23 protein-coding genes are annotated in these 25,425 nt (G+C 65.4%); 11 read left to right on the top strand and 12 right to left on the bottom strand.

Annotated features, from left to right (window positions below):
- Positions 1–131 precede the first annotated feature (131 nt).
- The 10 genes from ABIC21_RS02220 to ABIC21_RS02265 form a co-directional block, all read right to left on the bottom strand.
- Positions 132–1,523: an MFS transporter gene (locus tag ABIC21_RS02220; RefSeq protein WP_354348795.1), complete on the bottom strand. Its 1,392-nt coding sequence runs from the start codon at positions 1,521–1,523 to the stop codon at positions 132–134.
- 315 nt (positions 1,524–1,838) lie between these two features.
- Complete coding sequence (locus ABIC21_RS02225; RefSeq protein WP_354348796.1) at positions 1,839–3,644, bottom strand: FAD-dependent oxidoreductase; 1,806 nt, start codon at positions 3,642–3,644, stop codon at positions 1,839–1,841.
- 13 nt (positions 3,645–3,657) lie between these two features.
- On the bottom strand, positions 3,658–4,497 hold the full coding sequence (locus ABIC21_RS02230) for an aldo/keto reductase (protein ID WP_354348797.1): 840 nt from the start codon (positions 4,495–4,497) through the stop codon (positions 3,658–3,660).
- The gene (locus ABIC21_RS02235; RefSeq protein ID WP_354348798.1) at positions 4,494–5,363 is read right to left on the bottom strand and encodes a sugar phosphate isomerase/epimerase family protein; all 870 of its coding nucleotides are present in this window, start codon (positions 5,361–5,363) and stop codon (positions 4,494–4,496) included. The genes ABIC21_RS02230 and ABIC21_RS02235 overlap by 4 nt, the downstream gene beginning before the upstream one ends.
- Positions 5,360–5,518 carry a hypothetical protein gene (locus ABIC21_RS02240; RefSeq protein WP_354348799.1) on the bottom strand — a complete coding sequence of 53 codons (159 nt, stop codon included), beginning with the start codon at positions 5,516–5,518 and terminating at the stop codon, positions 5,360–5,362. The genes ABIC21_RS02235 and ABIC21_RS02240 overlap by 4 nt, the downstream gene beginning before the upstream one ends.
- 9 nt (positions 5,519–5,527) lie before the next feature.
- Entirely contained in the window at positions 5,528–6,652 is a 1,125-nt protein-coding gene (locus tag ABIC21_RS02245) for a Gfo/Idh/MocA family protein (RefSeq protein WP_354348800.1), read from the bottom strand.
- A gap of 67 nt (positions 6,653–6,719) precedes the next feature.
- Positions 6,720–7,460 carry an SDR family NAD(P)-dependent oxidoreductase gene (locus ABIC21_RS02250; protein ID WP_354348801.1) on the bottom strand — a complete coding sequence of 247 codons (741 nt, stop codon included), beginning with the start codon at positions 7,458–7,460 and terminating at the stop codon, positions 6,720–6,722.
- Positions 7,461–7,462: 2 nt separating this feature from the next.
- Entirely contained in the window at positions 7,463–8,371 is a 909-nt protein-coding gene (locus tag ABIC21_RS02255) for a shikimate dehydrogenase (RefSeq protein WP_354348802.1), read from the bottom strand.
- Positions 8,368–9,753: an MFS transporter gene (locus ABIC21_RS02260; RefSeq protein WP_354348803.1), complete on the bottom strand. Its 1,386-nt coding sequence runs from the start codon at positions 9,751–9,753 to the stop codon at positions 8,368–8,370. The genes ABIC21_RS02255 and ABIC21_RS02260 overlap by 4 nt, the downstream gene beginning before the upstream one ends.
- Before the next feature lie 170 nt (positions 9,754–9,923).
- A complete protein-coding gene (locus tag ABIC21_RS02265; RefSeq protein ID WP_354348804.1) occupies positions 9,924–10,826 on the bottom strand; it encodes a LysR family transcriptional regulator in 903 nt (300 codons plus the stop codon).
- A 382-nt stretch (positions 10,827–11,208) separates the two neighbouring features.
- Here ABIC21_RS02265 and ABIC21_RS02270 point away from each other — a divergent pair, with 382 nt between their 5' ends.
- Positions 11,209–12,975 (top strand): FAD-dependent oxidoreductase, encoded by a 1,767-nt coding sequence (locus ABIC21_RS02270; RefSeq protein WP_354348805.1) that lies wholly within the window; start codon positions 11,209–11,211, stop codon positions 12,973–12,975.
- A gap of 114 nt (positions 12,976–13,089) precedes the next feature.
- On the top strand, positions 13,090–13,740 hold the full coding sequence (locus ABIC21_RS02275) for a nucleotidyltransferase domain-containing protein (RefSeq protein WP_354348806.1): 651 nt from the start codon (positions 13,090–13,092) through the stop codon (positions 13,738–13,740).
- Between the two features lie 67 nt (positions 13,741–13,807).
- On the opposite strand, the gene ABIC21_RS02280 is transcribed toward ABIC21_RS02275, so the two are convergent.
- Positions 13,808–14,713 (bottom strand): LysR family transcriptional regulator, encoded by a 906-nt coding sequence (locus tag ABIC21_RS02280; protein WP_253032999.1) that lies wholly within the window; start codon positions 14,711–14,713, stop codon positions 13,808–13,810.
- A 144-nt stretch (positions 14,714–14,857) separates the two neighbouring features.
- Between ABIC21_RS02280 and ABIC21_RS02285 the strand changes: the two genes are divergently transcribed.
- The 7 genes from ABIC21_RS02285 to ABIC21_RS02315 are packed head-to-tail and all read left to right on the top strand — an operon-like array spanning position 14,858 to position 21,484.
- Entirely contained in the window at positions 14,858–15,886 is a 1,029-nt protein-coding gene (locus ABIC21_RS02285) for an amidohydrolase family protein (RefSeq protein WP_354348807.1), read from the top strand.
- A gap of 12 nt (positions 15,887–15,898) precedes the next feature.
- Positions 15,899–16,591 carry a 4-carboxy-4-hydroxy-2-oxoadipate aldolase/oxaloacetate decarboxylase gene (gene ligK / locus ABIC21_RS02290; protein WP_354348808.1) on the top strand — a complete coding sequence of 231 codons (693 nt, stop codon included), beginning with the start codon at positions 15,899–15,901 and terminating at the stop codon, positions 16,589–16,591.
- Positions 16,592–16,593: 2 nt separating this feature from the next.
- Positions 16,594–17,529 (top strand): amidohydrolase family protein, encoded by a 936-nt coding sequence (locus ABIC21_RS02295; protein ID WP_354348809.1) that lies wholly within the window; start codon positions 16,594–16,596, stop codon positions 17,527–17,529.
- 1 nt (position 17,530) lies between these two features.
- Positions 17,531–18,832, top strand: a complete 1,302-nt coding sequence (locus tag ABIC21_RS02300; RefSeq protein WP_354348810.1) for a protocatechuate 4,5-dioxygenase subunit alpha/beta — start codon at positions 17,531–17,533, stop codon at positions 18,830–18,832.
- 32 nt (positions 18,833–18,864) lie between these two features.
- The gene (locus tag ABIC21_RS02305) at positions 18,865–19,818 is read left to right on the top strand and encodes a Gfo/Idh/MocA family oxidoreductase (protein WP_354348811.1); all 954 of its coding nucleotides are present in this window, start codon (positions 18,865–18,867) and stop codon (positions 19,816–19,818) included.
- 26 nt (positions 19,819–19,844) lie between these two features.
- On the top strand, positions 19,845–20,789 hold the full coding sequence (locus tag ABIC21_RS02310) for an aldo/keto reductase (RefSeq protein ID WP_354348812.1): 945 nt from the start codon (positions 19,845–19,847) through the stop codon (positions 20,787–20,789).
- Entirely contained in the window at positions 20,786–21,484 is a 699-nt protein-coding gene (locus ABIC21_RS02315; protein ID WP_354348813.1) for a substrate-binding domain-containing protein, read from the top strand. The genes ABIC21_RS02310 and ABIC21_RS02315 overlap by 4 nt, the downstream gene beginning before the upstream one ends.
- Positions 21,485–21,834: 350 nt before the next feature.
- On the opposite strand, the gene chcC2 is transcribed toward ABIC21_RS02315, so the two are convergent.
- Entirely contained in the window at positions 21,835–23,553 is a 1,719-nt protein-coding gene (gene chcC2, locus ABIC21_RS02320; protein ID WP_354348814.1) for a 4-oxocyclohex-2-ene-1-carboxylate 5-dehydrogenase, read from the bottom strand.
- Between the two features lie 128 nt (positions 23,554–23,681).
- Here chcC2 and ABIC21_RS02325 point away from each other — a divergent pair, with 128 nt between their 5' ends.
- Positions 23,682–24,467, top strand: coding sequence for an IclR family transcriptional regulator (locus ABIC21_RS02325; protein ID WP_354348815.1), 786 nt, complete (start codon positions 23,682–23,684; stop codon positions 24,465–24,467).
- A gap of 107 nt (positions 24,468–24,574) precedes the next feature.
- On the top strand, positions 24,575–25,336 hold the full coding sequence (locus tag ABIC21_RS02330) for an SDR family NAD(P)-dependent oxidoreductase (RefSeq protein WP_354348816.1): 762 nt from the start codon (positions 24,575–24,577) through the stop codon (positions 25,334–25,336).
- The last annotated feature ends 89 nt before the right edge of the window (positions 25,337–25,425 follow it).

The raw sequence follows: 25,425 nt of genomic DNA on the forward strand, positions 1-25,425 counted from the left end.
TGGCGGCCGTGAGTAGGCCAGTTTTGTTCAAGCCGTCCTTTGAGCCGCCGGCGAATCTGTGCCATCGCGGTCGGCCGCGGCATGTCCAGCCGCTGTCCGTACCCACCCAGTAGGGACAGCGGCCCAACAGCTTACTTGCCAATGGACCTCACGGGCACCGCTTTTGCGGCCACGGCGCGCGCTGGCTCTGCTGGCACGAGGTCGTCGTGGTACCGGCGCAGAGGCCGTCCTGCGGTCTCAGGTATGAGGAAGGTGGCTACGAGGAAGGATGCGACGGCGATGGCTGAGACGTAGATCGCGGGTGAAAGCGAGTACCCGGTTCCCGCGACAAGCCACGTTGCCAGGAAGGGTGCGGTACCGCCGAACACCGCGTAGGTGATGTTGTAACAGGTGCCCGATGCCGCGAAGCGCACGTCAGTCGAGAACATTTCCGACATCAGGACCGAGGTCACCACATTAGCGGTCACCGCGCCGAGTCCAATGAGCAGTTGGCTGACAACGGCAGTTGCGAACGTTCCCTGCTCGGCGATCATGTACGCCGGAATGGTGAGGACAGCGAGTAGGCCGGCGGCGGTCTGCATGGTGCGACGGCGCCCGATGCGATCCGAGACACGGCCCATGACGGGGGCCAGCGCCGTCGCCAGGGTCAGCGAGATCAAGCTCGAGAACAGGGCAAGGTGCGGGGGCAGGCCGACAACCTTGATCAGGAAGGTCGACATGTACGTGGAGTAAATGTAGAAGGAGAGGGCCGTGAGCATCACGAACCCGCCCAGGCGAAGCATCGCGGGCCACTGGGTGCGGAAGACGACTCCCAGAGACGGGGCGGGACGGGAGGCGGAATCGTCGATCATCGCTTGGAACTCAGGGGACTCGTGGAGCTTGGCGCGAATGTAGAAGGCAATCAGGCCCATCGGCACTGACAATAGGAAGAGGATGCGCCAGCCCCAATCACCCATGGCCTCGGGGGGCAGCATGAAGCTGAGCAGCGCTCCGAGTCCAGCGGCGAGGGCGAATGAGGAGAACGTCGCCGCGGACATGGCCGACGAGTAACGTGCCCTGTGCCTGTCGGGGCTGTGCTCGACGACGTAGATGGTGGCGCCCGCGTATTCGCCGCCGGCGGAAAAGCCTTGTAAACACCGGGCAAGCACCAGCAGGACGGCGGCCCAGATGCCGATCGTCTCGTGGCTTGGAATGAGCCCGATTGCAGCCGTAGATCCGGACATGAGCAGGACGGTCAGCACCAGGATTTTTTTGCGTCCAAGGCGGTCACCCAGGCGTCCAAAGAAAATGCCGCCCAAGGGCCGTAGCGCGAACGCGACGGCGAACACGGCGAACGTCTCCAACAGACCGGTGACAGGATCCGTGGATGAAAAGAAGGTGGCGGCAATGTGTGTTGCCATGTAGCCGTAGATGGCGAAGTCGAACCACTCCACCACGGTCCCGGCAAAAGAGGCCCGCACCACCTTACGAAGGCGCTCCGGGCTCACCTTCTCCAGCGAATTGTCTGCAAGGTCGCGTTCCATGGTGTCTCCATTCAGGGGGGGTGGCGCCGAGACCGCGTTGTGCTGCACTTTCAGCCCAGAACACTACGGGGAAATGCTTCGCACTTGTGATCCAGATCACCGTTGGTCACACAACAACTTATTTCCTTGGGTAGCAACACGTCAAGGATTATGTTGTGACTCTTCCTGTCACACGATGATGGACCCTGCACCTATCTCAGGAATCCCGCCAGTCTTGGATGGTCATAGATCGCTCGTTCCACGAGAAGGATTTTGTGCACAACTATGTCCCTGAACCCTGCTGACCCGCGGAAACACGTGCCGACCTCTGCTAATTCAAACTCGGCCGCTGACCGTCGCATCGTTGTTTCCGGCGCGTTCTTCCGGGGCCCGGGTGCCGTCATCTTCGTAGTGTGTCGCGTTTGCGATGTCGCGGCCCGCGATGTAGCCGAACGTCAAGGCCGGGCCGAGGTTGATCCCGCCGGCGGGGTAGTGCCCACCCATGACTGAGGCCTGATCGTTGCCCGCGACGTAAAGACCAGGGATGGGCTGGCCATCATTGTCCAGTACACGGGAGCGCGAATCGGCTGCAAGCCCCGCGAAGGTACCGAACGATCCCGGGACAATCCTGACGGCGTAGAACGGACCCTTTTGCAGGGGCCGCAGCGAGGGGTTGGGGGTGTTCTTAGGGTCGCCGCCGTAGCGATTGAATTCGCTGGCCCCCCGATTGAAGACGGGGTCGATGCCCTTCCGCGCGTTGCGGTTGAAGTCAGCGACCGTCGCGGCGAGTCCCTGCGGATCAATCCCGCAGGCGGCCGCCAATTCCTCAAGGGTCTTGCCTTTCTTGAGGTACCCCGAGCGCAGGTACGGGAAGAGCGGCACCGGCAGCGGCTTGGCCATCCCCAAGGGGAACTTCCGGACGAACTCCGCGTCGGCGATCTGCCATGCCTCCACTGGTTCCCCTTCTGGAGTGGCGTTCAGGAGGCCTTCGACATAGTCGTAATAGCCATTGGCCTCGTTGACGAACCGCCTGCCGTCCCGGCGCACTCCGATGCTGCCGGGCTTGGCCCGGTCCATAATGTGCGGGAAGATTCCGGTGCGTCCATTGCGGTACGGGACCAGGGAGACCGGGCACCAAGCGGCCGGGGAGGCCACCTCTGTCTCGAAGCGGGCTCCTACGGCTTGGGCCATTGTGATCCCGTCGCCCGTGGTCTCAGCCGGTGCCAGGGTCCAGTGCTCCCGGCCGGTGGGGGTTTTGGGAAGCAGCCCCTTACGGCGTGAGACGTCGTTGGGGAACCCTCCGGCGGCCAGGACGACGCCGCGGGAGGCGTTGATCCGCAGCTCACCGTCCGGGGAATTGACGACGGCGCCCGTCACCTTCCCGGACTCGTCTGTCAACAGGTGCCTGGCAGGCGTGGAGACGCGGATCTCCACCCCGAGATCATCGGCGGACTTCAGCAACCTGCCGGTGAGGGCGGTCCCGTTGACCAGCTGCATGTTGCGCCTGTGGGTAATGAGGTCCAAGACATGGAATCCAACCCGCCAGCCGGCGTGGAAGATGCCCTTGATGTTCCCTTGGGAAGCGGAGAGGAATTTGGTCAGGTCCGGTCCTGCCATGATGCCCATCCCCAGGAACGAGGTTTCGTAGAGCTGGTGGCGCATCTTGGCACGGAGCTCAGGCTTGATCTTGCGGGCGTTTAACGGCTTGGGACCCACTGAACGATGGCCGGTGCCCGCGCCGGGAGTACTGCCGTAGATGTCCTTGATCTTGGTTCCCGGCACAAACTGGAGGCTGGTCTTGTCCTGGAAGAAGCCGACCATATGCGGGACCGCCTCAAGAAATGCTTCCACCCTGTCTACTTGGTAGTTTGGGCCGAGCCGGTGGCGAAGGTAGGTGCGGAACAGTTCGCGGTCCTCGTTGACGCCATCGGCTTTGGCCAGCGGGTTGCCAGGGGTCCAGGCCCACCCGCCCGACCAAGACGTGGCACCTCCGCAGACGTCGGCCTTTTCAACAACCACTACCTTCAGTCCGTGATATGCGGCGGTCACGGCGGAGGACAGACCACCCGCACCGGAGCCGACTACCAGGACATCGCAGTCCAGGCTCGGGAGGGCAGATGAAGGATTTGCTGGTGCAGTCATGTTCAGTGCTTTCTCAGTGGAAGTAGGTGTCGGAGTCCAGGCGCGGCGGCGCACCGGTTTCGAGTGCATCAATTGCAGCCATTTGCTGCTGGGTCAGGGCGAAACCGAAGACGTCCAGGTTCTCGCGTTGCCGTTGGTTGTCTGCGGACTTCGGCACCGCCACGCGGCCATGCTGCACGTGCCAGCGGAGGACTATCTGCGCCGGCGTCTTGCCCAGCTCCCTGGCAGGGTCCCGGACAGCCGCCCGCTCCAGGAAACTCCCGTTGCGGCCCAAAGGGCTGTAGGCGGCAGTGACTATTCCGTGTTCGCGATGGTAGGCCAGCTGGGCCGGTTGGCCGTGCTCTGGGTCAACCTGCACCTGGTTCAGCGGGACGGCCAAGCTGGCGTCCTGAACGGCCCGCAGGTGTGCCGGTTTGAAGTTTGAGACGCCCCAGGCTCTGATGGAGCCGTCCTCCACGAGGTCCTGCAGCCCTTCGCAGGCTTCAACGAATCGCCCCTGGGCGGGGTTGGGCCAGTGAACCAGGAACAGGTCCAGATAGTCGGTTCCGAGCCGCCGCACCGCCTGGCCGAAGGCATCCCGCACTCCGCTCCGGCTGTGCCACTGGGTGTTGAACTTAGTGGTGAGGAACAGGTCCCCGCGGTCGATGCCGCTGCGGCGGATGCCCTCCCCCACGGCGGCCTCGTTGGCGTAGTTCTCGGCCGTATCGATATGCCGGTAGCCGTTGTTTATGGCTTGGTTCACGGTCGCGGCGGCGTCCTCACCCGTCAGGGGCCAGGTTCCCAGGCCGATGAGCGGTATGCGCACGTCCGGCCCGAGTACCGTCGTCGTGGTCTCTGCAGTGGTGCCGCTCATTTCGCCCCTGCCGTGTCAAGATTTCCGCTTAGCTGCGTGCTGTCGGCCTGGGTCAGCACAGCGTCCACCCCTGATTTGAGCAGGCGCGCCCAGCCGAGCTCGCCCAGTTCCGCCACCCGCCGGTCCGAGGGTGCCTCCGCACTGACCGGAAGGCTGGCCGGAAGTGCGGCAACCGCCGCCACGAGGCCGAACTCGCCCTCGCCGGGAACGCCCCGCTCCGAGCGGGATTCGATGACGAGCTCCTCGCGGCTGCCTGGCCGTTCCGCCGGGCCGTCGCACAACTGCAGGAGCGGCACGAGGTCTGTGTTGGCGCGCAGCTCCTCCCACTGAGCAGCGGCGCCTTGACCGTTGTAGCGGTTGAAGTGCAGGGTGTCCACCACGATCCGGCAGCCGGCCTGGCGGGCGATGTCCGCGGCCTGGGCGATCGAGGCGACGGGCTGGTAGGAGATCGCTTCCAGAGTGGGGGTGATCCCGAATCCGCGGCCGTCCTCGGTCATCCGGGCCAGCGTGCCGATCAGTCGGGCGCTGTCGGGGTCGGCACCGGCCACGGTGAGGGAGCTTGCCCCCAGGGCCTGGCCCGCTTCCATCATGCGCAGCCATGCTTCGCGCTGGTCGCTGCCGTCGAGCAGCAGAAATTCGATATCCCGGACGGTCACTCCGGTGTCCTGCATCCTGGACAATGTGTCGCGGAGCATCGGTGAGCCTGGCTGGAGGTTGTAAGGCCGTTCCGTGGGCGTCACTGGGCGCACCCGGGCGCCGATGAAATCAAAGCCTGCCTGGGCGGCGATTCCCACCAATTCAGGCGGGGCGGTGTTCAGCAGGGACAGCTGGGCCAGGCCGATGGGCCTGTGTGCGGTTCCGGTCATGATTGTGCTCCGTTCAGGCACAGTTCGTAGCGTGGGGTGGCGCCCGCCGTCAGGAGAGAGGCGATCCGCTGTGCTGCGTCGTAGCGGAGGGTTCGTGGGGTGCGGCCGTGGCCCAGTGTCAGGGGGCGGGCGGCGTAGCGTGTGTTCTGTTCCATGGCTGTTCCTTAGCCGACAATCTGTGCGAGGGGTCGTGGGCTTTCAGGCAGCGGGGCGAAGCGGACTGGAAGACCTGTACGGGATGACTCGTAGACCGCCAGCAATATGCGTAGGGCTTTCGTCGCGTCTTGGCCGGTGACCGCCGGTTCACCGCCGCCGCGCATACTCCGGACAAAATCGCGGACTTGGGCGGTGTGGTGCGGGATGAGCTGGCCGTTGATCGTGGTGAGGCTGACGTTCGGGTCAACTCCTTCAGGGTAGACGGGCTCAGTGCTGATGGTCCCGGCCGCGGCCCACAGATCCACGCGCCCGTCGCTGCCTTCCGGGAATTCGGTCAGGGAAGCGGAGGCTCCGGTTTCCCCCGTGACCCGGATCTGCACACCCAGACTCGGGGACACCGCCGTCGACGCTTCGAGGGTGGCCATGGCGCCGGAGGTGAACGTGATGACGGCGGTCGCCGAGTCTTCCACTTCGATGTGCTCGCCGTGCTTGTAGGTGTTGATTTTCCCGTAGACCTCGGCCACGTCTCCCATGAACCACTGCAGCAGGTCGATGTAGTGGATGGCCTGGGTCATCAGCACTCCGCCGCCGTCGTTGGCCCAGGTCCCGCGCCAGGCGTCGCGGGAGTAGTACTCCGGTTCGCGGTGCAGCATCACCGAGCACTGGCCCATGATCGGCCGGCCCAGGGTGCCGTCGTCGATCGCTATGCGGATGCGCTGGGCGGCCGGCCAGAACCGGCGCTGGAAGAGAACACCGAGTTTTACGCCGGCGTCGTCGCAGGCCTGGACCATGCGCTCTGCGGATGCCAGGTCGGTGGCGATGGGCTTCTCACAGAGCACGTTCACGCCTGCCGCAGCGGCCTGCAGCACCACCTCCTCGTGGGTGGGGTGCGGGGTGCAGACCGAGATGATGTCCAGGTCCATCCCCAGGAGCTCCTGGACTGTATTGACAGCTGCAGGGATTTCCCACGCTTTGGCGGTGTCCTTGGCGCGTTGGAGGTCGATGTCGCAGACGCCCACGATGACGGTCTCGTCAAGGGCGCGGAAAGCCTCGAGGTGGTTCCGGGAGATCGCCCCGCAGCCTGCGATTCCGATGCGAAGGGGGCGGGCGGTGACAGGCGATGGGGTGGTCATCAGCGGGTGCCATCTTTCTGGTGCTGGTAGGAAAGTGTGGTGCGGTCCGGCAGAGGCCGGTGCCGGGCTAGTAGGTGGCCCGGCCGCCCGACAGGTCGAAGACGGAGCCGGTGGTGTAGGACGCCGCCGGTGAAACGATGAATTCGATGAGGGCGGCCGCTTCGGCGGGCGTCCCGAACCTGCCCATGGGGATCTTGGCGGCCTGGGCCGCCTGCTGTTCTTTCGGCACTTCAGCGAAGAGCGGGGTCACCACGTTGCCCGGGGCGAGGGCGTTCACGGTGACGCCGGAAAGCGCGAACTCCTTGGCGAGTGACTTGACCAAGCCGAGGATCCCGGCCTTGCTGGCCGAGTAGGCGGGCATGTTGACTACGCCTTCCTTGCCCGCCGTCGAGGAGATATGGAGCAGCCGCCCGTAGCCTGCTTCGGCCATCCGCGGCAGGACAGCCTGCGAGAGAATGAACGCTCCCGTCAGGTTGATCTTCATGATGCGTTCGAAGTCTTCGACTGAGGTGGCGGCTGCCGGGGCCACCGGTCCCAGGATGCCGGCGCAGTTCACCACCGCGTCGAGCCCTCCCATCTCCAACGCCGCTGCGGAGACGGCCGCCGCAACCGATGCGGGATCGGTGACGTCCATGGCGAGTGATGAGGTGCCCGGTTCGGCGGGCCAGGTGGCCGAGGGCAGGTCCGCCCCTACCACCGCGGCGCCGGACGCCCGGAGGCGTGCCGCCGTCGCAAACCCGATGCCGCTGGCTGCCCCGACCACAAGGCAGCGTGACTCGGCGATGGTGCTCGGTGCCTGGGAATCCATAGCTAGCTGACCGCCTGTCGAAACGCGGCCAGCATGCGCTCGGCATCCGCGGGGATTCCGGTGAAGAGCTCGAAGGCGGCGGCGGCCTGACCCACCACCATGCGTCCGCCGTCGAGGACGGCGCAGCCCTTGCCGCGGGCTGCCTTGATCAGTTCGGTTTCGAGCGGCCGGTAGATCACGTCCGCTACCCACAGCCCGGAGTGGAGCAGGTCGGGATCCACGGGCATACCGGGGTGACCCGTCATGCCGATCGGCGTTGAGTTCACCAACCCGTCGGCGTCCCGGATGCGTCCGGCGACGGCATCGGTCCGGGTCACTGACAGCTGGCTGCCCGGAAAGTGCGGGGCGAGCCGGGCGGCCAGGGCCTCCGCCCGGGCCGGTTCGATGTCGGCGATGACCAGGTGCCGGGTTCCGGTGCTGAGTAGCCCAAAGGCCACTGCCGCGCCGGCTCCGCCCGCACCAATCTGCACCACGGAGTCCGTCGAGGCCGACGGAAGGCCGGCCTTGAGGCCTTCGGTGAAACCGGTGTGGTCCGTGTTGTGGCCCACGGCCTTGCCGTCGTGGAAGGTGATGGTGTTGACGGCACCAAGGATCCGGGCTTCTGGCGAGAGTTCGTCCACGCCGTCCTGGACCAGTTGCTTGCTCGGGTGGGTGACGTTCAGGCCGTCGAAGCCGAGATCGGCCGCATGCCGCACCAGCGCCGCGGACCTTTCGGCAGGTTGTCCGATAGCGTCGAGATCGATGACGCGGTACGTGTAGGCGAGACCAAGCCTATCGGCTTCGCCTTCGTGCAGGCCCGGGGTGAGGGATCCGCGGATGCCGGAACCGAGCAAGCCCACCACGAAGCGATGGCTGACATCGGCTTCCCCCGGGCGGAACGCCAGGGTGCCCGCCAGGGTTTGCTGGCTCATGCCCGTACCTTCTGGGCAACTGCGCCGGAAGCGTCTTCCGGGGTGATGGACGACGCCGCGTGGCGCCGTACGTCGGATTTTTTCAGTCCCAACAGGGCGGTCGGAGTCTTGAACGTCTCCGGTGCCAGCAGTGCTGCGACGGCCGAGATGGCGCAGGCCACGGCCGCGAACGTTGCAACAGGAACCCAGTTGGCTTTGTCGCCACCGATCAGCAGCTCGGAAATGACCGGGGCGAAGCCTGCCAGGAGCAGGCCGAACATGAGGCTGATGGCCATACCGGAGTACCGGACCTTGACCGGGAACTGTTCCGGGAAGTAAGCGGGGTAGATGGAATTCGACCCGGTGTACGCAACGCCGATCAGAAGGATGCCGGTCACGAAGATCAGCGGAACATTTGCCGCTGACAGGGCCGAGAAGAACACGAAGATCATCACTATCTGCAGCACCAGGCCGGTGACGAAGACGGGCTTACGGCCAATGCGGTCGGAGAGGATGCCGGCCAGCGGGCCCATGGCCACTGCGGCGAGGTTGGCCACTGCGATCACGGTCAGCATCAGTCCTTTTTCAACGCCGACGACGGAAGTGGCGTAGGACAGCGCAAAGACGTTGATGATGGTGTTGATGATGGTGAACAGCGACATGGCGGTGACACGGATGACGGTGACCCAGTGGTGCCGGAACAGGGTGACAATCGGAACCTTGACCACTTCGTCCTGCGCTTTGACTTCCTCGAACACGGGGGGCTCTTCCAGGAGGCGCCGAAGCACAAAGGCGATGACGGTTACCACGGCGCTGGCGAGGAACGGGATGCGCCAACCCCAGGCAAGCAGCTGGTCCTCGGGCATGGACGCCACGGGAATGAACACCAGCGTGGAGAGCACGATGCCAAACATGATGCCGCTCATCGTCCAGCTCGTGTAGAAGGCGCGCTTCCTGTCAGGTGCGTGCTCGAGCGTGAGGGAGCTTGACCCCGGCGATTCGCCGCCTGCGGAGAGGCCCTGCAGAAGCCGGAGGGCCACGATGAGGATCGGCGCTGCCATTCCAATGTCGTTGTAGGTGGGCAGGCAGCCGATCAGGAATGTTGAGGCACCCATCAGCAGGAGGGTGAACAGAAGTACCTTCTTTCGGCCGAACTTGTCGCCGAGGTGGCCACAGATCACTGCACCAAGGGGGCGTGCGACATATGCGACGCCTACTGTTGCGAATGACAGGAGCATTGCTGAGGGGCCGGGAGCGAAGAACAGCTTGCCGAAGATCAGCGCTGCGGCTGAGCCAAAGATAAAGAAGTCGTAGTACTCAAGTGCGCTGCCCACGAACCCCGAAACTGCTGCGATCTTCGCATTGTTCTTGGGGCGTGCTGGCGCCGATGTCGACACTGACATGGTGTTCCCTTCAGGTAACGGGACCGTCCCGGGGCTCTTGGCGTGGGCCGGGCTGCGAAACGGTTTGCCGCGCTATGCGGCTTCTCCATCCAGTGTGGCTGCCATCACTTAGCTTGTCCACGACTAAAATAATCTATCACTATGCTGCAATTCAACTATATAAGGAGCGGTCAGTTGGGGATCTCAGGAAAGATCTCCTCGACGACGGCGAGCACAGCCGCCAGCACAGCGGAGTCGTTTTCCTCGGACCACGCGATGGCGTGATTCATGAAGTGCTGCGGGGGATCCAACGCCACATAGGTTGCGCCGGAGGGGATGATCCCGGCTATCCCGCTACTCATGAGGGTGACCCCAACACCGGCGGCCACGAAGGTCAGCACCATGTACGGGTCCGACAACTCCTGGACGATGCGCGGGCGGAAGCCGGCCGCCATGCAGGATGACAGCATCACTTCGGTCATGGAGGACGAGCCGTCCAGCGGCGGAGAGATGAAGTCATCGGCCGCCAGAGCCTGCAACGGTATGCACTTTTCCTGCGCCAGCGGATGATCCAGCGGCAGCACCGCCCCGATTTCCTCCCTTGCGACCAACCGCGTCCTCACCGAGGGAACCGGAGTATCGGGAAGGCCCACGAAGGCAACGTCCAGGGTGCCGTTCGCGACGCTGGCCAATCCGTCGGCCGTGCGCACACGGCTCGTGAGGTCCATTTTGATGTCGGGGTGACGCCGGCGCACGGCACGGGTCAGCGGCGGGAGGGTCAGGTGGTTCACAGCTCCGGAGAATCCGATTCTGATGTTGCCCCGGACGCCCTCAACCTCGGCCTGGGCCGCCTCCCGGGCCAGCCGCATCTCGCGCAACACACGGTACGCGCGCGGCAGGAGGGCATGCCCCGCCGGCGTTAAGGCCACGCTTCGGGTGTTGCGCTCAAAAAGGCGCGTCCCCAAATCAGCCTCAAGCTTCCGGATCGTCTGGCTCAGCGGGGACTGTGAAGTGTGCAGGCGCTGAGCAGCACGGCCGAAGTGCAGTTCTTCGGCCACCGCAACGAACGCTTCCAGCCAACGGATCTCTGTCATGTCTTCAGAATGTACCCTTTACCTGAACATCGCACCGACAGGGGGCTGTAGCTTTCAGGGATTACCCACCGGACCAGCACAGGGAGCTTGCGTAAATCGAGGCATTTCTGGCCGCCGCGGAGGAGCTCGGCCGGGCCGCCAGCCGCCTGCGCATGGCACAGTCCCCACTGAGCCAGACCATCAAGAAGCTGGCAAAAACCTCGGTGCCAGGTTCCTCGTCCCGGTACGACGGCGGCATGCCCGTCCAGCGCGTCAGACCCAGACTATTCTTGTTTTGCACATAATCAGTAACCTAATTAGTCATAGACGCTACATTGTATGGCGCCCATAATGAGGAGGACATACAGCACGTGACGCACACAGATGTGCGCGAAGGAGAAACATGAAAACGCCCCTGTCGGACAAATGGGATCAGGAAGTGGACCTTCTGGTGCTCGGTACTGGAGCGGCGGGGCTTTCAGCGGCGTTGACCGCCGCGGCCCAGGGCTCGGAAGTCCTGGTCCTGGAAAAAACCGAATTCCTCGGGGGAACCACCGCGTACTCAGCCGGGACTTGTTGGGTGCCCAACAACCGATTCCAGCGTGAAGACGGAATCCTGGACGATTACGACCGCGCCGCACGCTATCTGGATGCCGTGGTGGGCGGCAAGGCCCCGCGTGAAGGCTGGCTCGCCTATCTGGACGCCGCGCCGAAGATGCTGGACGCGATGCATGACCTCGGCGTCACCTTCCGTCGCTCCCCTGCCGTGGTCGACTACCACTCCGAACTTCCCGAGACTGGTAAGACCGGACGCGCATTGGAACCTGACCCCTTCGACGGGCGCCTGCTGGACAAGGCCGACTTCTGCCGTGTCCGTCCCCCGGTACCCGAGTTCGCTCTTCTGGGCGGGACCCTGATGTTGCGCCGCGCGGAGGTGTCCGCCTTGCTCAAGCTCTACAACGGCTCGCTGGCTGAGCGTGGCAAGGCCGTGGCTCTGGCTGCACAACTCGGCCTGCGGTGGGCACTTGACCGGCTCACCCGTCCGCGAGGCACGCGCCTGGTGATGGGCAACGGGCTTGTGGCCCGAATGTTCCACGAATCGCGCAAGCGCGGGGTGGAATTCCTTTTCGGTGCGCAAACCACCGAACTACTTAAGGACGGGGACCGTGTTGTCGGTGCGGTGGTTGCGCAGAACGGCAGGCGCCTGCGCGTCCGTTCCCGCCAAGGCGTGGTGCTCGCCGCCGGCGGCTTCGCCCAAAACGCTGAAATGCGAAAGAAATTGCTGCCTTCCCCCACGCCGCTCTACTCGCGGGCCGGGGAAGGGTCCACCGGAGACACGCTGTCCCTGGCCAGGGAGGCCGGTGCCACGCTGGCCAGGGATAACGGGGAAAACGCACTGTGGTTCCCCAGCTCCATCGGACGACGAAGGGACGGTTCTCGCGTGGTCTTCCCGCATATCTGGGACCGTGCCCGTCCCGGCGTGATCGCCGTGGACTCTAACGGCTTGCGCTTCGTGGACGAATCCTGTTCCTACCACCGTTTCGTGCGGGCCATGTTCGCCTCCCCGGACGCCGCCGCGGTGCCGGCCTGGCTGGTCGTGGACTCGCGGACCTTGGCAAAGTACGGGCTGGGCATGATCACGATGCCCCACCTGCCGCGTGCGGCACTGCGGCGCTACATCAAGGACGGTTATCTCTACGAGGCAGAGACCCTCACCGGCTTAGCGGCGAAGATCGGCGTGGACGCCGCGGGCTTGGAGTCGACAGTGCAGCGCTACAACGGATTTGCCGCCACCGGCGTGGATGAGGACTTCCACAAGGGCGAGCTGCTCTTCGGCCAGGCGGCCGGGGACCCGGACCATGGGCCGAACCCGAACATCGGTCCGCTGCTGAAGGCGCCCTTTTATGCGATGGCCGTCGTGCCCACACCGCTGGCCACCGCCTACGGGGTGCTCACCGACGGAAACGGGCAGGCACTTGATACCCAGGGCAAACCGGTGGCCGGACTCTATGCCGCTGGAAACGACGCCGCGTCGGTCATGGGCTCGGAATACCCCGGCGCAGGCGTGCAGGTCGGCGCCGGCATGACCTTCGGCTGGCAGGCGGCCCGCCACGCGGCCGCCACAGCCCAGGCCGCGGCTAGTCTGGAGGGCAGCCTCCCCGCGCTCTGATACCAAGCGCCTGGTTTCCCTATTGGCCCCAGGAACGCCCGACGGCGGGACACTCCCGCCGTCGGGCGTTCCTGATGTCGACAAACCACCGCCGCCCGCGGGTAACCTTGAGCCATGTCCTCATCCACACCCACCCTCGCGACGCGCTGGGAACCCCTGCCCCTGCGAGTCGTCGCGGAGCTGCTCGGGCCGTCATCGGCGCGTTGGTGGTTGTCCGGAGGGGTGGCGCTCGACCACTGGCTCGGCACTAACACTCGCGAGCACGACAATATCGATGTCAGCACGACGATCGCCGACCTGCCTCAAGTGGTGCAGGACTTGCCGGCGCCGTTTAGCGCGTGGGCTCCGTCAGGCGACGGCGTTCTCCCTTGGGCAGAGGCTGATATGGATGCCGACCTGCAGCCGATCCGTATCCATAATGACGCAACGGGCGCATGGGTACTGCAGGTCAACGTCGAGGACGGCACGGATAGCGCCTGGGTTTATCGACGAGATCCCCGACTGCAACTGCCGTGGGACCGTGCAGTGATCGACGTCGACGGCATTCCGACCGGGGCGCCCGAGGTGCAGCTGGTCTGGAAGGCGCTGCGTCCCCGTCCGGAGGACGACGCCGACAAGGATGCGGTTCTGCCGGAGCTCTCTAACGAAGCCCGCGCCTGGTGGGAGCACGCGATTCTGACGATCCACCCGCACTCGTCATGGTCGATCCATGTGCGTAGCCCGTTCGCTCCGGGTAAGGCCAGCTGGAACAGGACGAAACGCTAGCGCTCCGCTTGGGCCTGCCGGCGATGGGCGGCCTGTCCGATTTTGAGACGCCCGCAGACGCTTATGACTACGACTTGTATTCATCCGCCGCAACCGCATCAAGCACCAGCGAGCGGAACCATCGCTGCGCCTGCGAGAGGCTGGCCTCGCGCCGCGTGTACAACTCCACTGGTGTGCTCTGCCCGGGCCAGGGCAGCTCGGCGATGCGAAGGCGGGGGAACCAGCCGCAGAACACCCCCGCTACATGCCGAGGCAGCAGGACGACCAGATCCGTCGCCTCGAGCACGGCGGGCACGGTGCCGTATTCCTCCATGGTCAGCACGACCTGGGACATCAAGTCGTGTTCGGTCAGCGCCTGCAAAGGATAGACGTGCCCGCCACGGGCGGAGACCCGCACAAAGCGCCTCCCCTCGAACATGTCAGGCCCGGTCGCGGGCAGTGGATGCGACCCGGACGACAGAGCCACGTATTCGACCGAACGCACGTGCGTCCTCCACAGCCGCGGTGTGGCGATCCGCGACACGGTCAATGCCAGATCGATGGTGCCGCGGATGAGCCCGCTCTCGACCTCGTCCGAATCGAGCCGTTCTACCTGTATTCGCGGATCGGCGCCGACCCGCCCGAGGGCGGTCATGATCGGTGGGAGGAACGTCTGCTCGCCGATCGAGGTGAGTCCGAGGACGAGTTCGCCGCTGAATCCGGTCGGTTCGAACACGTCCGCTCCCATGACGGTCGCGTCTATTTGTGCCAAGGCGTTGTGTAGGGGCCCAAACAGTTGCGTCGCCTTCGCGGTCGGCACCATGTCGTTCCCCTCGCGACGGAACAGCTCGTCGCCGAACCGCTCCCTGAGCCGCTTCAGGGAATAGCTAACCGTGGGCTGTGTCACGTGCAGTCGCCTGGCGGCGCCCGTGACGCTGCGCAGCTCGTAGAGCGTGACGAATGTCCGGAGCTGGTTGAGGTCGGTGAACGTCATGCCATAGATCTTATCTATGGATCTGTCTCTGCATATCTATTGGACCACAGTGGCAAACACCCCTAAAGTCAGTTTGGGGCAGCACTGATCCAACGAAGTGCAGCTGCCTCGCACCGCTTACACTCAGTGACAAGGACGACACGCGTGATTATCGACATCCACGGCCACTACACCACAGCTCCAACACAGCTCGGAGCCTGGCGTGATCTGCAGATCGCATTCACTGAAGGACGCGCGGACGCTCCTGACCCTGCGACCCTGCGCATCAGCGATGACGACATCCGTGAGACCATCGAGGCCAACCAGCTCAAGCTCATGAACGAGCGCGGCAGCGACGTCACCGTATTCAGCCCTCGTGCCTCGTTCATGGCGCACCATATCGGAGACCTCGCTGTGAGCGAGACCTGGGCCCGGATCTGCAACGACCTGTGCGCCCGCGTCAGCGAGCTCTACCCCGAACGCTTCCTAATGGGGGCGATGCTCCCCCAGTCCCCCGGTACGGATCCCGCGACGAGCGTTGCCGAGCTTACTCGTGCCGTCGAGGAACTCGGCGCCGTCACCGTGAACCTCAACCCCGACCCGTCCGGCGGCAACTGGACGTCCCCGCCGCTGACCGATCGCTCGTGGTACCCGATATACGAGAAACTCGTCGAATACGAGATCCCGGCGATGGTGCACGTCAGCACGTCGTGCAACCCGGCCTTCCACACGACCGGAGCGCACTACCTCAACGCCGACACCACCGCGTTCATGCAATTACTCCAGGGCGATCTGTTCCGCGACTTCCCCGAGTTGAAGCTCGTAATCCCTCACGGCGGCGGCGCCGTTCCCTACCACTGGGGGCGCTTCCGTGGGCTCGCAATGGCGCTGGGCAAGCCTGTAATCGAGGAGCACCTGCTGAACAACGTGTTCTTCGACACCTGCGTGTACCACCAGCCGGGCATCGACCTTCTCACCAAGGTCGTCCCGACCGAGAACATCCTCTTCGCGAGCGAGATGATCGGCGCCGTGCGCGACGTCGACCCGCGCAGCGGACACTACTTCGACGACACCAAGCGGTACGTCGACGCCACCACGAACCTGAACGACGCGCAGCGCGCGCAGGTGTTCGAAGCCAACGCCCGCCGTGTCTACCCAAGGCTTGACCGCGCCCTTACTGCGCGCGGTCTCTGAGAGGACCATCAAATGCGACTGAACAACCTCGGCATCGTCCGCACCAACATCGAACGTCCGGATCCCACGGATGTCAAACGGCTTTCGCAGTTCGGCGTCGCCACTATCCACGAGGCGATGGGGCGAGTCGGGCTCCTGCGCCCCTACATCAGGCCGGCCTACACCGGCGCTAAGCTCTGTGGTCCGGCAGTGACCGTGCTGCTACAGCCTGGTGACAACTGGATGTTCCACGTCGCCGCCGAGCAGGTGCAGGAAGGCGATGTGATCGTCGCCGGCTGCACCACCGAAAGCGAGGACGGCTTCTTCGGTGAGCTGCTCGCCACCTCGCTGACCGCCCGCGGCTGCAAGGGCTTGGTGATCGACGGTGGTGTCCGCGACGTCACCGATCTGGAGAAGATGGATTTCCCGGTGTTCTCCCGCGCTGTCAACGCCAAGGGCACGGTCAAGGCCACCCTCGGATCGGTGAACATCCCCGTAGTGGTCGCGAACGCCGTGGTGAACCCTGGCGACGTGGTCGTGGCCGACGTCGACGGCGTCGTGGTTGTCCCGCGCGAGCTTGTCGGAGCGGTGGCAGACGCCAGCCAGAAGCGCGAGGATAACGAGGAAGCCAAACGCGTGAAGTTCCGTGAGGGCGTCTTGGGCTTGGATCTCTACGGCATGCGAGAGCCGCTCGCCGCCGCCGGCCTCGAGTACGTGGAGAAGTGACCATGGCGCACGGAGACACCACGGGAGGCTTCGAGAAGTCCGCAGGCTGGCTCGACTGGTACGACGGCCCCACCAAGCCCACGTTCCGCCTGCCGGCCGACGCAGTCGACGCGCACTGCCACGTGTTCGGGCCCGGCGAGCGGTTCCCTTACGCCCCCGAGCGGAAGTACACCCCGTGCGATGCCTCGGCGGAGCAGCTCTTCGTGCTGCGCGACCACCTCGGCTTCGACCGCAACGTGATCGTCCAGGCGACCTGCCACGGCGCCGACAACCGGGCACTGGTCGATGCGCTGCAGCGCAGCGGCGGCCGCGCCCGCGGCGTCGCCACGGTCCGCCGCGACGTGACCGAGGAGCAGCTGGCCGAGCTGCACGCGGCCGGCGTCCGCGGGATCCGGTTCAACTTCGTCAAGCGCCTCGTCGACCGGGTGCCCACCGACTCGCTCGAGGAGATAGTCGCGAAGATCGCGCCGCTCGGCTGGCACGTGGTCATCTACTTCGAGGCCGAGGACCTGCCGGAGCTCTACGACTTCTTCTCCGCGATCCCGACCGACGTCGTCGTCGACCATATGGGCCGACCCGACGTGTCCAAGGACCCGGACGGCCCTGAGTTCGCACTGTTCCTGCGCTTCATGCGCGAGAACACCAATGTGTGGACCAAGGTCTCCTGCCCAGAGCGCCTGTCCGTCACCGGCCCGCACGCTCTCGACGGCGAACAGCACGCCTACACCGACGTGGTGCCGTTCGCCCGACGCGTGGTCGAGGAGTTCCCCGACCGCGTGCTGTGGGGAACCGATTGGCCCCACCCCAACCTCAAGGACCACATGCCCGACGACGGGCTGCTGGTCGACTACATCCCACAGATCGCGACGACGCCCGAGCTCCAGCAGAAGCTGCTCGTGGACAACCCGCGCCGCCTCTACTGGCCCGAAGGAGCATGACATGGCACTCGACAAGCCGTACAAGGACGTTCCCGGCACGATCATCTTCGACGCGGAGATGGCCCGCAAGGGATACCACCTCAACCAGTTCTCGATGTCGCTGATGAAGCCCGAGAACCGCAAGCGCTACCTGGCCGACCGCGAGGCGTACCTCGATGAGTGGCCCCTTTCGCCCAAGCAGCGCCAGGCTGTGCTGGATATGGACCTCAACGCCATGATGGCCGAGGGCGGCAACATCTACTTCCTGAGCAAGATCGGCGCCACGCACGGCCTGAGCTTCCAGCAGATGGCCGGCTCCATGACTGGCATGTCCGAGGCCGCCTACCGCGACATGATGATCGGCGGCGGACGCCGCCCCGAGGGCAACCGCCTCAAGGACCTCGACGGCTGGGTCCCGCCGGCGCGGCGCGAGAAGTCCGAGACCATGCGCGAGAACGCCCCGGCGAAGTACACGTCGGCGCTGTTCACCTCGCATGTCCCGGCGATCGGTGCCGCGATGGACCTCGGCAAAACCGAGGAGCCGTACTGGAAGAAGGTGTTCTCCGGGTACGAGTGGACCCGCAGGTGGGCCAAGGAGAATACGCCCGACGTCGTCATCCTCGTCTACAACGACCACGCCACGGCCTTCGACTCGTCGATCATCCCCACCTTCGTGCTCGGCACCGGGGCAGAGTACCCGGTCGCGGACGAGGGCTACGGCCCCCGCCCTGTGCCCGATGTGAAGGGCTACCCGGAGTTCGCCGCGCACATTGCGCAGTCGGTCATCCAGGACGACTTCGACCTCACCCTCGTCAACGAGATGGTCGTGGACCACGGGCTCACCGTGCCGCTCTCGCTCGTCTTCGGCGACGTCGAGGAGTGGCCATGCAAGGTCATCCCGCTGGCCGTCAACGTGGTGCAGTATCCGGTGCCTTCCGGCCGCCGCTGCTACGAGCTCGGCAGGGCCCTTCGCCGCGCCCTCGACAAGTGGGACGGCCCGGAGCTCAACGTGCAGATCTGGGGCACCGGCGGCATGAGCCACCAGCTCCAGGGTCCGCGTGCCGGCCTCATCAACGAGGAGTGGGACAACGCGTTCCTCGACCACCTCATCGCCGACCCGCTGGGCCTGACCGAGTGGGATCATATGGAGTACGTCGATGAGGCGGGCTCCGAAGGCATCGAGCTCGTCGACTGGCTGATCGCGCGCGGCGCGATGGACGACCAGTTCGGCGGCGAGGCGCCTTCTGTTGACCACCGGTTCTACCACGTGCCGGCGTCGAACACCGCCGTCGGCCACCTTGTTCTCACGAACCCGACCGACTGACCTCATCCGCATCCGCAACAAAGGAGCCCCCCATGACTGACAAGATCCGTGTGGCCGTCGTCGGCGCCGCAGGCGCCTTCGGCATGAAACATCTCGACGGCCTGATGAACATCCCCGATGCCGAGGTGACCGTGGTCAGCGGCACGCGGCTCGAACCGACCCAGGCAGTCGCCGCGAAGTACGGCGTCGCCAACGCCGTCGTCGGGCTCGACGCCGTGCTCGAGCGCGACGACGTCGATGCCGTCATCCTCGCCACGCCCACGGGTCTGCATGCCTCGCAGATGCAGGAGGTCCTCAAGGCCGGCAAGCACGTGCAGGTCGAGATCCCGCTCGCCGACTCGCTCGCCGACGCCGAGGCGACGCTCGCCGCGGCCGAGGCGTCCGACCGCGTCGCCATGGTGGGCCACACGCGGCGGTTCAACCCCTCGCACCAGCTCGTGCACAACCGGATCGCCGAGGGCTCGTTCAACGTGCAGCAGATGGACGTGCAGACGTACTTCTTCCGCCGCACGAACACGAATGCCAAGGGCGAGCCGCGTTCCTGGACCGACCACCTACTGTGGCACCACGCCGCGCACACTGTCGACCTGTTCGCCTACCAGGCGGGCAAGATCGTGCAGGCGAACGCGATCCAGGGCCCCATCAACCCGGATCTGGGCATCGCGATGGACATGTCGATCCAGCTCAAGAGCGAGAGCGGGGCGATCTGCACCCTGTCCCTCTCGTTCAACAACAACGGCCCGTTCGGCACGTTCTTCCGCTACATCGGCGACACCGAGACGTACATCGCGCGCTACGACGACCTCTTCAACGGCCGCGACGAGCAGATCGATGTCTCGAAGGTGGCGGTGAGCATGAACGGCATCGAGCTGCAGGACCGCGAGTTCGTCAGCGCGATCCGCGAGGGGCGCGAGCCGAACTCGTCGATCCGCCAGGTCATCGACTGCTACCGCGTGCTCGGCGCGCTTGAGAAGCAGCTGGCGTGAGGCTACCCCCCACCGGTCTGGGCTGTATGTCGCTGAGCCACGCGTACGGCGTCCCCCCGTCGCGTGACGAGGGGCTGGCGTTGCTGCGCGCAGCTCTCGATGAAGGTATCGGGATGCTCGACACGGCAACACTGTACGGCGGCGGCCGCAACGAAGAGCTTGTAGGTGCTGCGATCGCGGGGCGCCGCGACGAGGTCTTCCTGGCGAGTAAGTGCGGGATGGCGTCCGTTGACGGCGTGAAAGTCATCGATGGACGCCCCGATACGCTGCGCGCACAGGTCGATGCTTCGCTGAGCCGCCTTGGCGTCGATTACATCGACCTGTACTACCTTCACCGGTGGGACAAGAAGGTGCCGATCGGCGACAGCGTCGGCGCGCTGGCCGAGATGGTCGCCGCGGGCAAGATCGGCGCAATCGGCCTGTCCGAGGTGTCGGTCGCGCGACTGCGCGAGGCGCAGTCAATCACCCCTATCGCGGCCGTGCAGAACGAGTACTCGCTGTGGAGTCGCAATGCCGAGCTTGGCATGCTCGACGCCACCCGCGAGGACGGCGTGACCCTGGTTGCGTTTTCGCCGGTCGCAAGGGGTTTCCTCGCCGATGCGATCAAGGACCCAGATAAGCTGGCCCCAAACGACATCCGCCGCAGCATGCCGCGATTCCAGCCCGAGCACTGGGGTGCGAATGCGACGCTGCTGGCCTCTTGGCGTGAGCTGGCTGCGGAGGCCGGTTGCACCCCAGCACAGCTCGCGCTGGTCTGGCTGCTCTCCCGCGGCGATCACGTTCTGCCGATCCCGGGAACAACGAGTGTCGCGCACCTGCGTGATAACATGGCGGCGGCCGACATCTCTGTCGACGGCGCGCTGCTGACGCGGGCCGGCGAGCTGATTGGCACGGCCACCATCTCTGGCGCGCGATATGCGCCAGCATCTGCTGCCGAAGTAGACGCCGAGACTTTCGAGGATGCCGCATGAGGGCGATCTCGTCGATGGCCACCCGCCACGTTCTCGCCGACCTCGCTGAAGCTGCCGCCGGGGCCGGGCTACCGCTTCTGCAGATCGAATCCGTAGGCGGAGTGGACGCCGCCCAGCGGGTGGCCGCCGGCGAGCCGTTCGACCTTGTGTTCCTCGCCGAGGACGCTCTGCAACGCCTCGCTGCCGAGGGACACGTCGATCCGGCATCCATCGCCCCGATCGTACTGTCGGAGGTCGCCGTAGGCGTGGCCGCACGCGGCGCCGATGCAGCCACATGTTCCGAAGGCACGGCCTTTGCGAATGCCGACGAGCTTCGCGGCGCCCTGCGCGCGGCATTCCGCATCGGATATTCCACCGGACCGAGCGGCACCGAGCTATTGCGAATGATCGACCGCTGGGGCATGACCGATGAGGTCAGCGACAGGCTTGTGCAGGCCCGTCCAGGCGTACCCGTGGCGCGCCTGCTCGCCGAGGGAGAAGTCGATCTCGGCCTGCAGCAGCTCAGCGAACTGGTCGGGCAACCCGGCGTGTGCATCCTCGGCGCTCTCCCGGCCGACTGCGCGATTACCACGGTCTTCGCGGGTGCTGTCGCGGCATCCTCCAACAACGCGGCTCGTGCCGCGGAGGTGTTGGCCTTCTTCCGCTCGGACCTCTCGGCATCGATCAAGTCGTCGCACAGTTTTCGCGCGCCCTGAGGCCTGCCGTGACGGATTGACTGATACGGGTCCTGCAGACACGGAGGAACCCGTCTTCGGCGACACCGCCGCCGTAGACCTTGACGTTCGCGGCCGGCCAGATTTTCCGCATGTTCGCCTCCCCCACAGAAAGGCCCTGGTGGGCGCTTCCGCACACCCGGCACCAAGAATCCCCCTTATGCCCGGCTGAACAGCCCAGTCATTCTGCGACCCACACCCCAAGTTTGCGGGCTATGGCTTCGCCGATTCCGGAAGCCCCACCCGTCACGACCGCGGATCTACCGTTGAGCATCCTGTTTCCTTACTCCTTCGGATCTTCGGCTGGGCGTCCTGTCAGGACCGGTAGGGTCTCAGACGCCGGCCACTCGCGGTGCGCCGCGGCCGGCTGCGAGCTTGGTGATGTCCCTTCCGGCCCGGTAGCCGAATACCAGGGCGGGGCCGATGTGGGAGCCATATCCCGGGTAGCCGCCCCCGAAGACGCTGACGGCGGCGGCGCCGACGGCGATGAGGCCGGGAATGGCGGTTCCCTCTTCGGTGGTGACTTCGGAGCGTTCGTTAACGCCGATGCCTGCGAAGGTGCCCAGATCGCCCATCTGGATCTTGGCGGCATAGTAGGGGCCCTTGCCGACCGGGGCAAGGTTGGGGTTCGGTTTGTGTTCCATGTCGCCGCGGAAGTGGTTGTAGAGAGTGGAGCCGCGGCCGTACGCCGGGTCCTCTCCGCGTTCCGCGGCGGGGTTGAATTCGGCCACTGTTTCCTTGAGCCCTCCGGCGTCGATGCCGAGCTTGCCGGCCAGCTCCGCCAGGGTGTCCCCCTTGACCAGGTAGCGGGTCTTGTAGAAGTAGCCTCGCGGCATCGGCCAGGGCTTGGCGTAGCCAATCCCGTACTTGTGCATCGTCTTCGCGTCGCCGATCACATACCCGAACGTCTTGTCCTCGTCCTTGTTGTGCTCAATCATGGTCCCGCCGAAGTCGTGGTAGCTCAGGGCTTCGTTCCCGAAGCGCTTGCCGTGGCGGTCGACGGCGATCAGGCCCGGCAGACCGATGGCGCGCAGGTGCGGGAAGAGCCGCTCTTTGCCATTGAGGTATTTGAAGACCGTGACCGGCGCCCAGGACCCCACGCTGAACACCGAATTGTCGATGTGGCCGCCGGCGCTGATCGCCAGGGTGGCGGCGTCACCGCCGTGACCCACTGTGGGCGTGAAGTGGTCGTTGCCGTCGGCGTCGTGCGGGAAGTACTGCTTCCGCAGTTCCTTGTTGCCGGAAAAGCCGCCGGCGGCCAGGATGACACCCAGGCGTGCCTCCACGGCAACGGCGTGCTCTCCCCCGAGGACGGCGCCGGTGATGGTGCCGGCGTCGTCCCGTGTCAGGGACAGTGCCGGCGAGGAATTCCAGAGTCGCACGCCCAGGTCATCGGCGCTTTTCACCATCCGGGTCATCAGCGCGTTGCCGTTGGAACGCAGGACCGGCCGCCGGTAGCGTGCCGCGTCCGCCCAGGTGCGCAGAAGCTTTTTGGCAACGTAGACAAACGATTTGACCGACTGGTTCACATGGAAGAACTCGTTGATGTCCGGGCCCACCTGCGGCATGTAGCCGAAGACGGTGTAGGAGCTCATGTAGGGCTGCATCAGGAGCCGCTTGTCCCCCAGCACGCGTGCGTCGACGTCCTGCGGCAGGATTGCCCGGCCGGAGAGTTTCGCGCCGGGCAGGTCCATCTTGTAGTCCGGGGCCTTCTCCGGATAGGTGAACTTCACCTCGGTCTCGTTCTCGAAGAAGGAGATGGCTTCGGGCACGGTGTCCAGGAAGTCACGCACCCCGGCCGCGTTGAACGCTTCCGGCGCGAGGCTGCGCAGGTAGGTCTCCGCTTCCTCGCGGGTATCGCCCTGCTCCAGCCCCTGCTTGTTGCCGGGCACCCAGGCCCAGCCGGCGGAGATCGCCGTCGTGCCGCCGAAGTACTGCTCCTTCTCCGCGACGATCACGTTCAGTCCCTGCGAGGCGGCTTTCAACCCTGCGGCCATACCGGCCACACCGGACCCGATGACAAGGACATCACAAAGGACGGGTTTGCTCATGGTCTTGCTCCGTTCAGTCGGCCGCGCGTCGTTGCGGCAGCCGGGTGGAATGCTTGCCTCCCAGTAGAGCCGATGACACGGATCACCGCGAGGAGGATTACCATTGAGCGGGAATCCAGAGGAGGATCATGGCCAACTCAGCGTCGGGCGAGTCGATCATCGGCCGCTTCGTGAAGATCGTCAGCGCCTTTGACGACAGCCACCCCTCGATGAGCGTCGCCGAGCTGGGCCGCCGCACCGGCCTTCCCGTGACCACCGCTTACCGTTTGGTGAACGACCTGCTGCTGGAGCGTCTGCTCGACCGGGGGCCGGACGGAAATGTTCACATCGGGACCCGGATGTGGGAGCTGGTCTCGCGCGGTTCCAAGATGGTGGGGCTGCGGGAAGCCGCCCTGCCGTTCATGGAGGACGTCCAGGCCGTGGTCCAGCATTCCACCACCCTGGGCATCCTGGATTCCGATGAGGTCCTGTACATCGAGCGGATCGGCTCGCATTCCACCAGCGTGGACATCACAAAAATCGCCGGCCGCCTCCCGCTGCACGCCACGTCCTCGGGACTGGTGCTGCTGGCCAACGCGCCCTCCGAGTACCAGGAGTCCGCGCTGGCCCGGCCCCTGACGAAGTTCACCGAGACCACCCTGACTGACCCTCCCCAGCTGCGCCGCCATCTGGCCGAGATCCGGCAGCGGGGTTACGCCGTGATGCCCGGCGTGATCGTCAAGGAATCCAGCGGCATTGCCGTCCCCGTCTTCGGCCCGGACAACACCGTCGTCGCCGCACTCAGCGTCGTGGTGCCCCGGAACGAGGAGAACGTCCCCGCCCGGGTTCCGGTTCTAATGGCCTCCGCACGCGGCATCTCCCGCGCCCTGGGCTGGCGGGGCGAGCTCAAAGGCGCCCTCCGCCAGAGCCGCTGAACGCCGTTTTCCGTTCAACGGCAATCCTGTGGTCCCCATCACAGCCCCCCTGCCACTCTGGCTAGGACGCAGCAAAGAGGCTGCAGGAGTTACGAGGAGCAGACCACATGAACACCACAGCGAACCGCGTGGCCGGTAAGACCGCAATCGTTACCGGCGGCCGGGGCGATCTGGGCAGTGCCACCGCCGCCCTGCTGGCCGAACACGGCGCAAAGGTAGCCAGCCTCGACGTCGCCGGCGTCCCGGCCGCTGCCACCCACGCCGGCGTCAGCCATTACGACGTCGACGTGACCAGCGAGGACAGCGTCGCCGAGGCGGTCCGCCGGGTCAGCGACGACCTGGGCACGCCGGACATCCTGGTGAATGCCGCGGGTATCATCGGCCCGGCCGGCGCATCCCACACCGCCTCCGTCTCCGATTTCGACACCATCTTCAACGTCAACGTCAAGGGCGTCTGGCTGATGACCAAGTACGTGGTGCCGGGAATGATCCACAAGGGTGCCGGCAGCATCGTGAATTTCTCCTCGATCCACGGCATCACCGGCGGCAAGAACGTGCCGCTGTACCACGCCACGAAGGGCGCCGTGCGGCTGCTGAGCAAGTCCGATGCTGCCGCCTACGGCAGCCGCGGCATCCGGGTGAACTCCATCCACCCCGGATCCATGAACACCCGGATGAGCCGCCGCTCCGCCGAGCAGTCCGACATCGGCGCGGAGCAGTACTACAAGCAGCTGGTCGGCTCCAACCCGCTCCCCCGCCAGGGCGAGCCCGATGAAATCGCCTACGGCGTCCTGTACCTGGCCTCCGATGAATCCCGTTTCACCACCGGCTCGGAGCTCGTGATCGACGGCGGCTACACCGCCGTCTGAGGTCCCCGCCCCAGTACTCCGCCGAACCCCGTTCCATGGGGAGGCTGCCTGCCCGCCGCACCTGTACTTCCCTGTTTCCTGAAAGGCCA

Origin of the sequence: Pseudarthrobacter sp. PvP090 (genome assembly GCF_040547365.1) — a bacterium.
Lineage (GTDB): Bacteria > Actinomycetota > Actinomycetes > Actinomycetales > Micrococcaceae > Arthrobacter.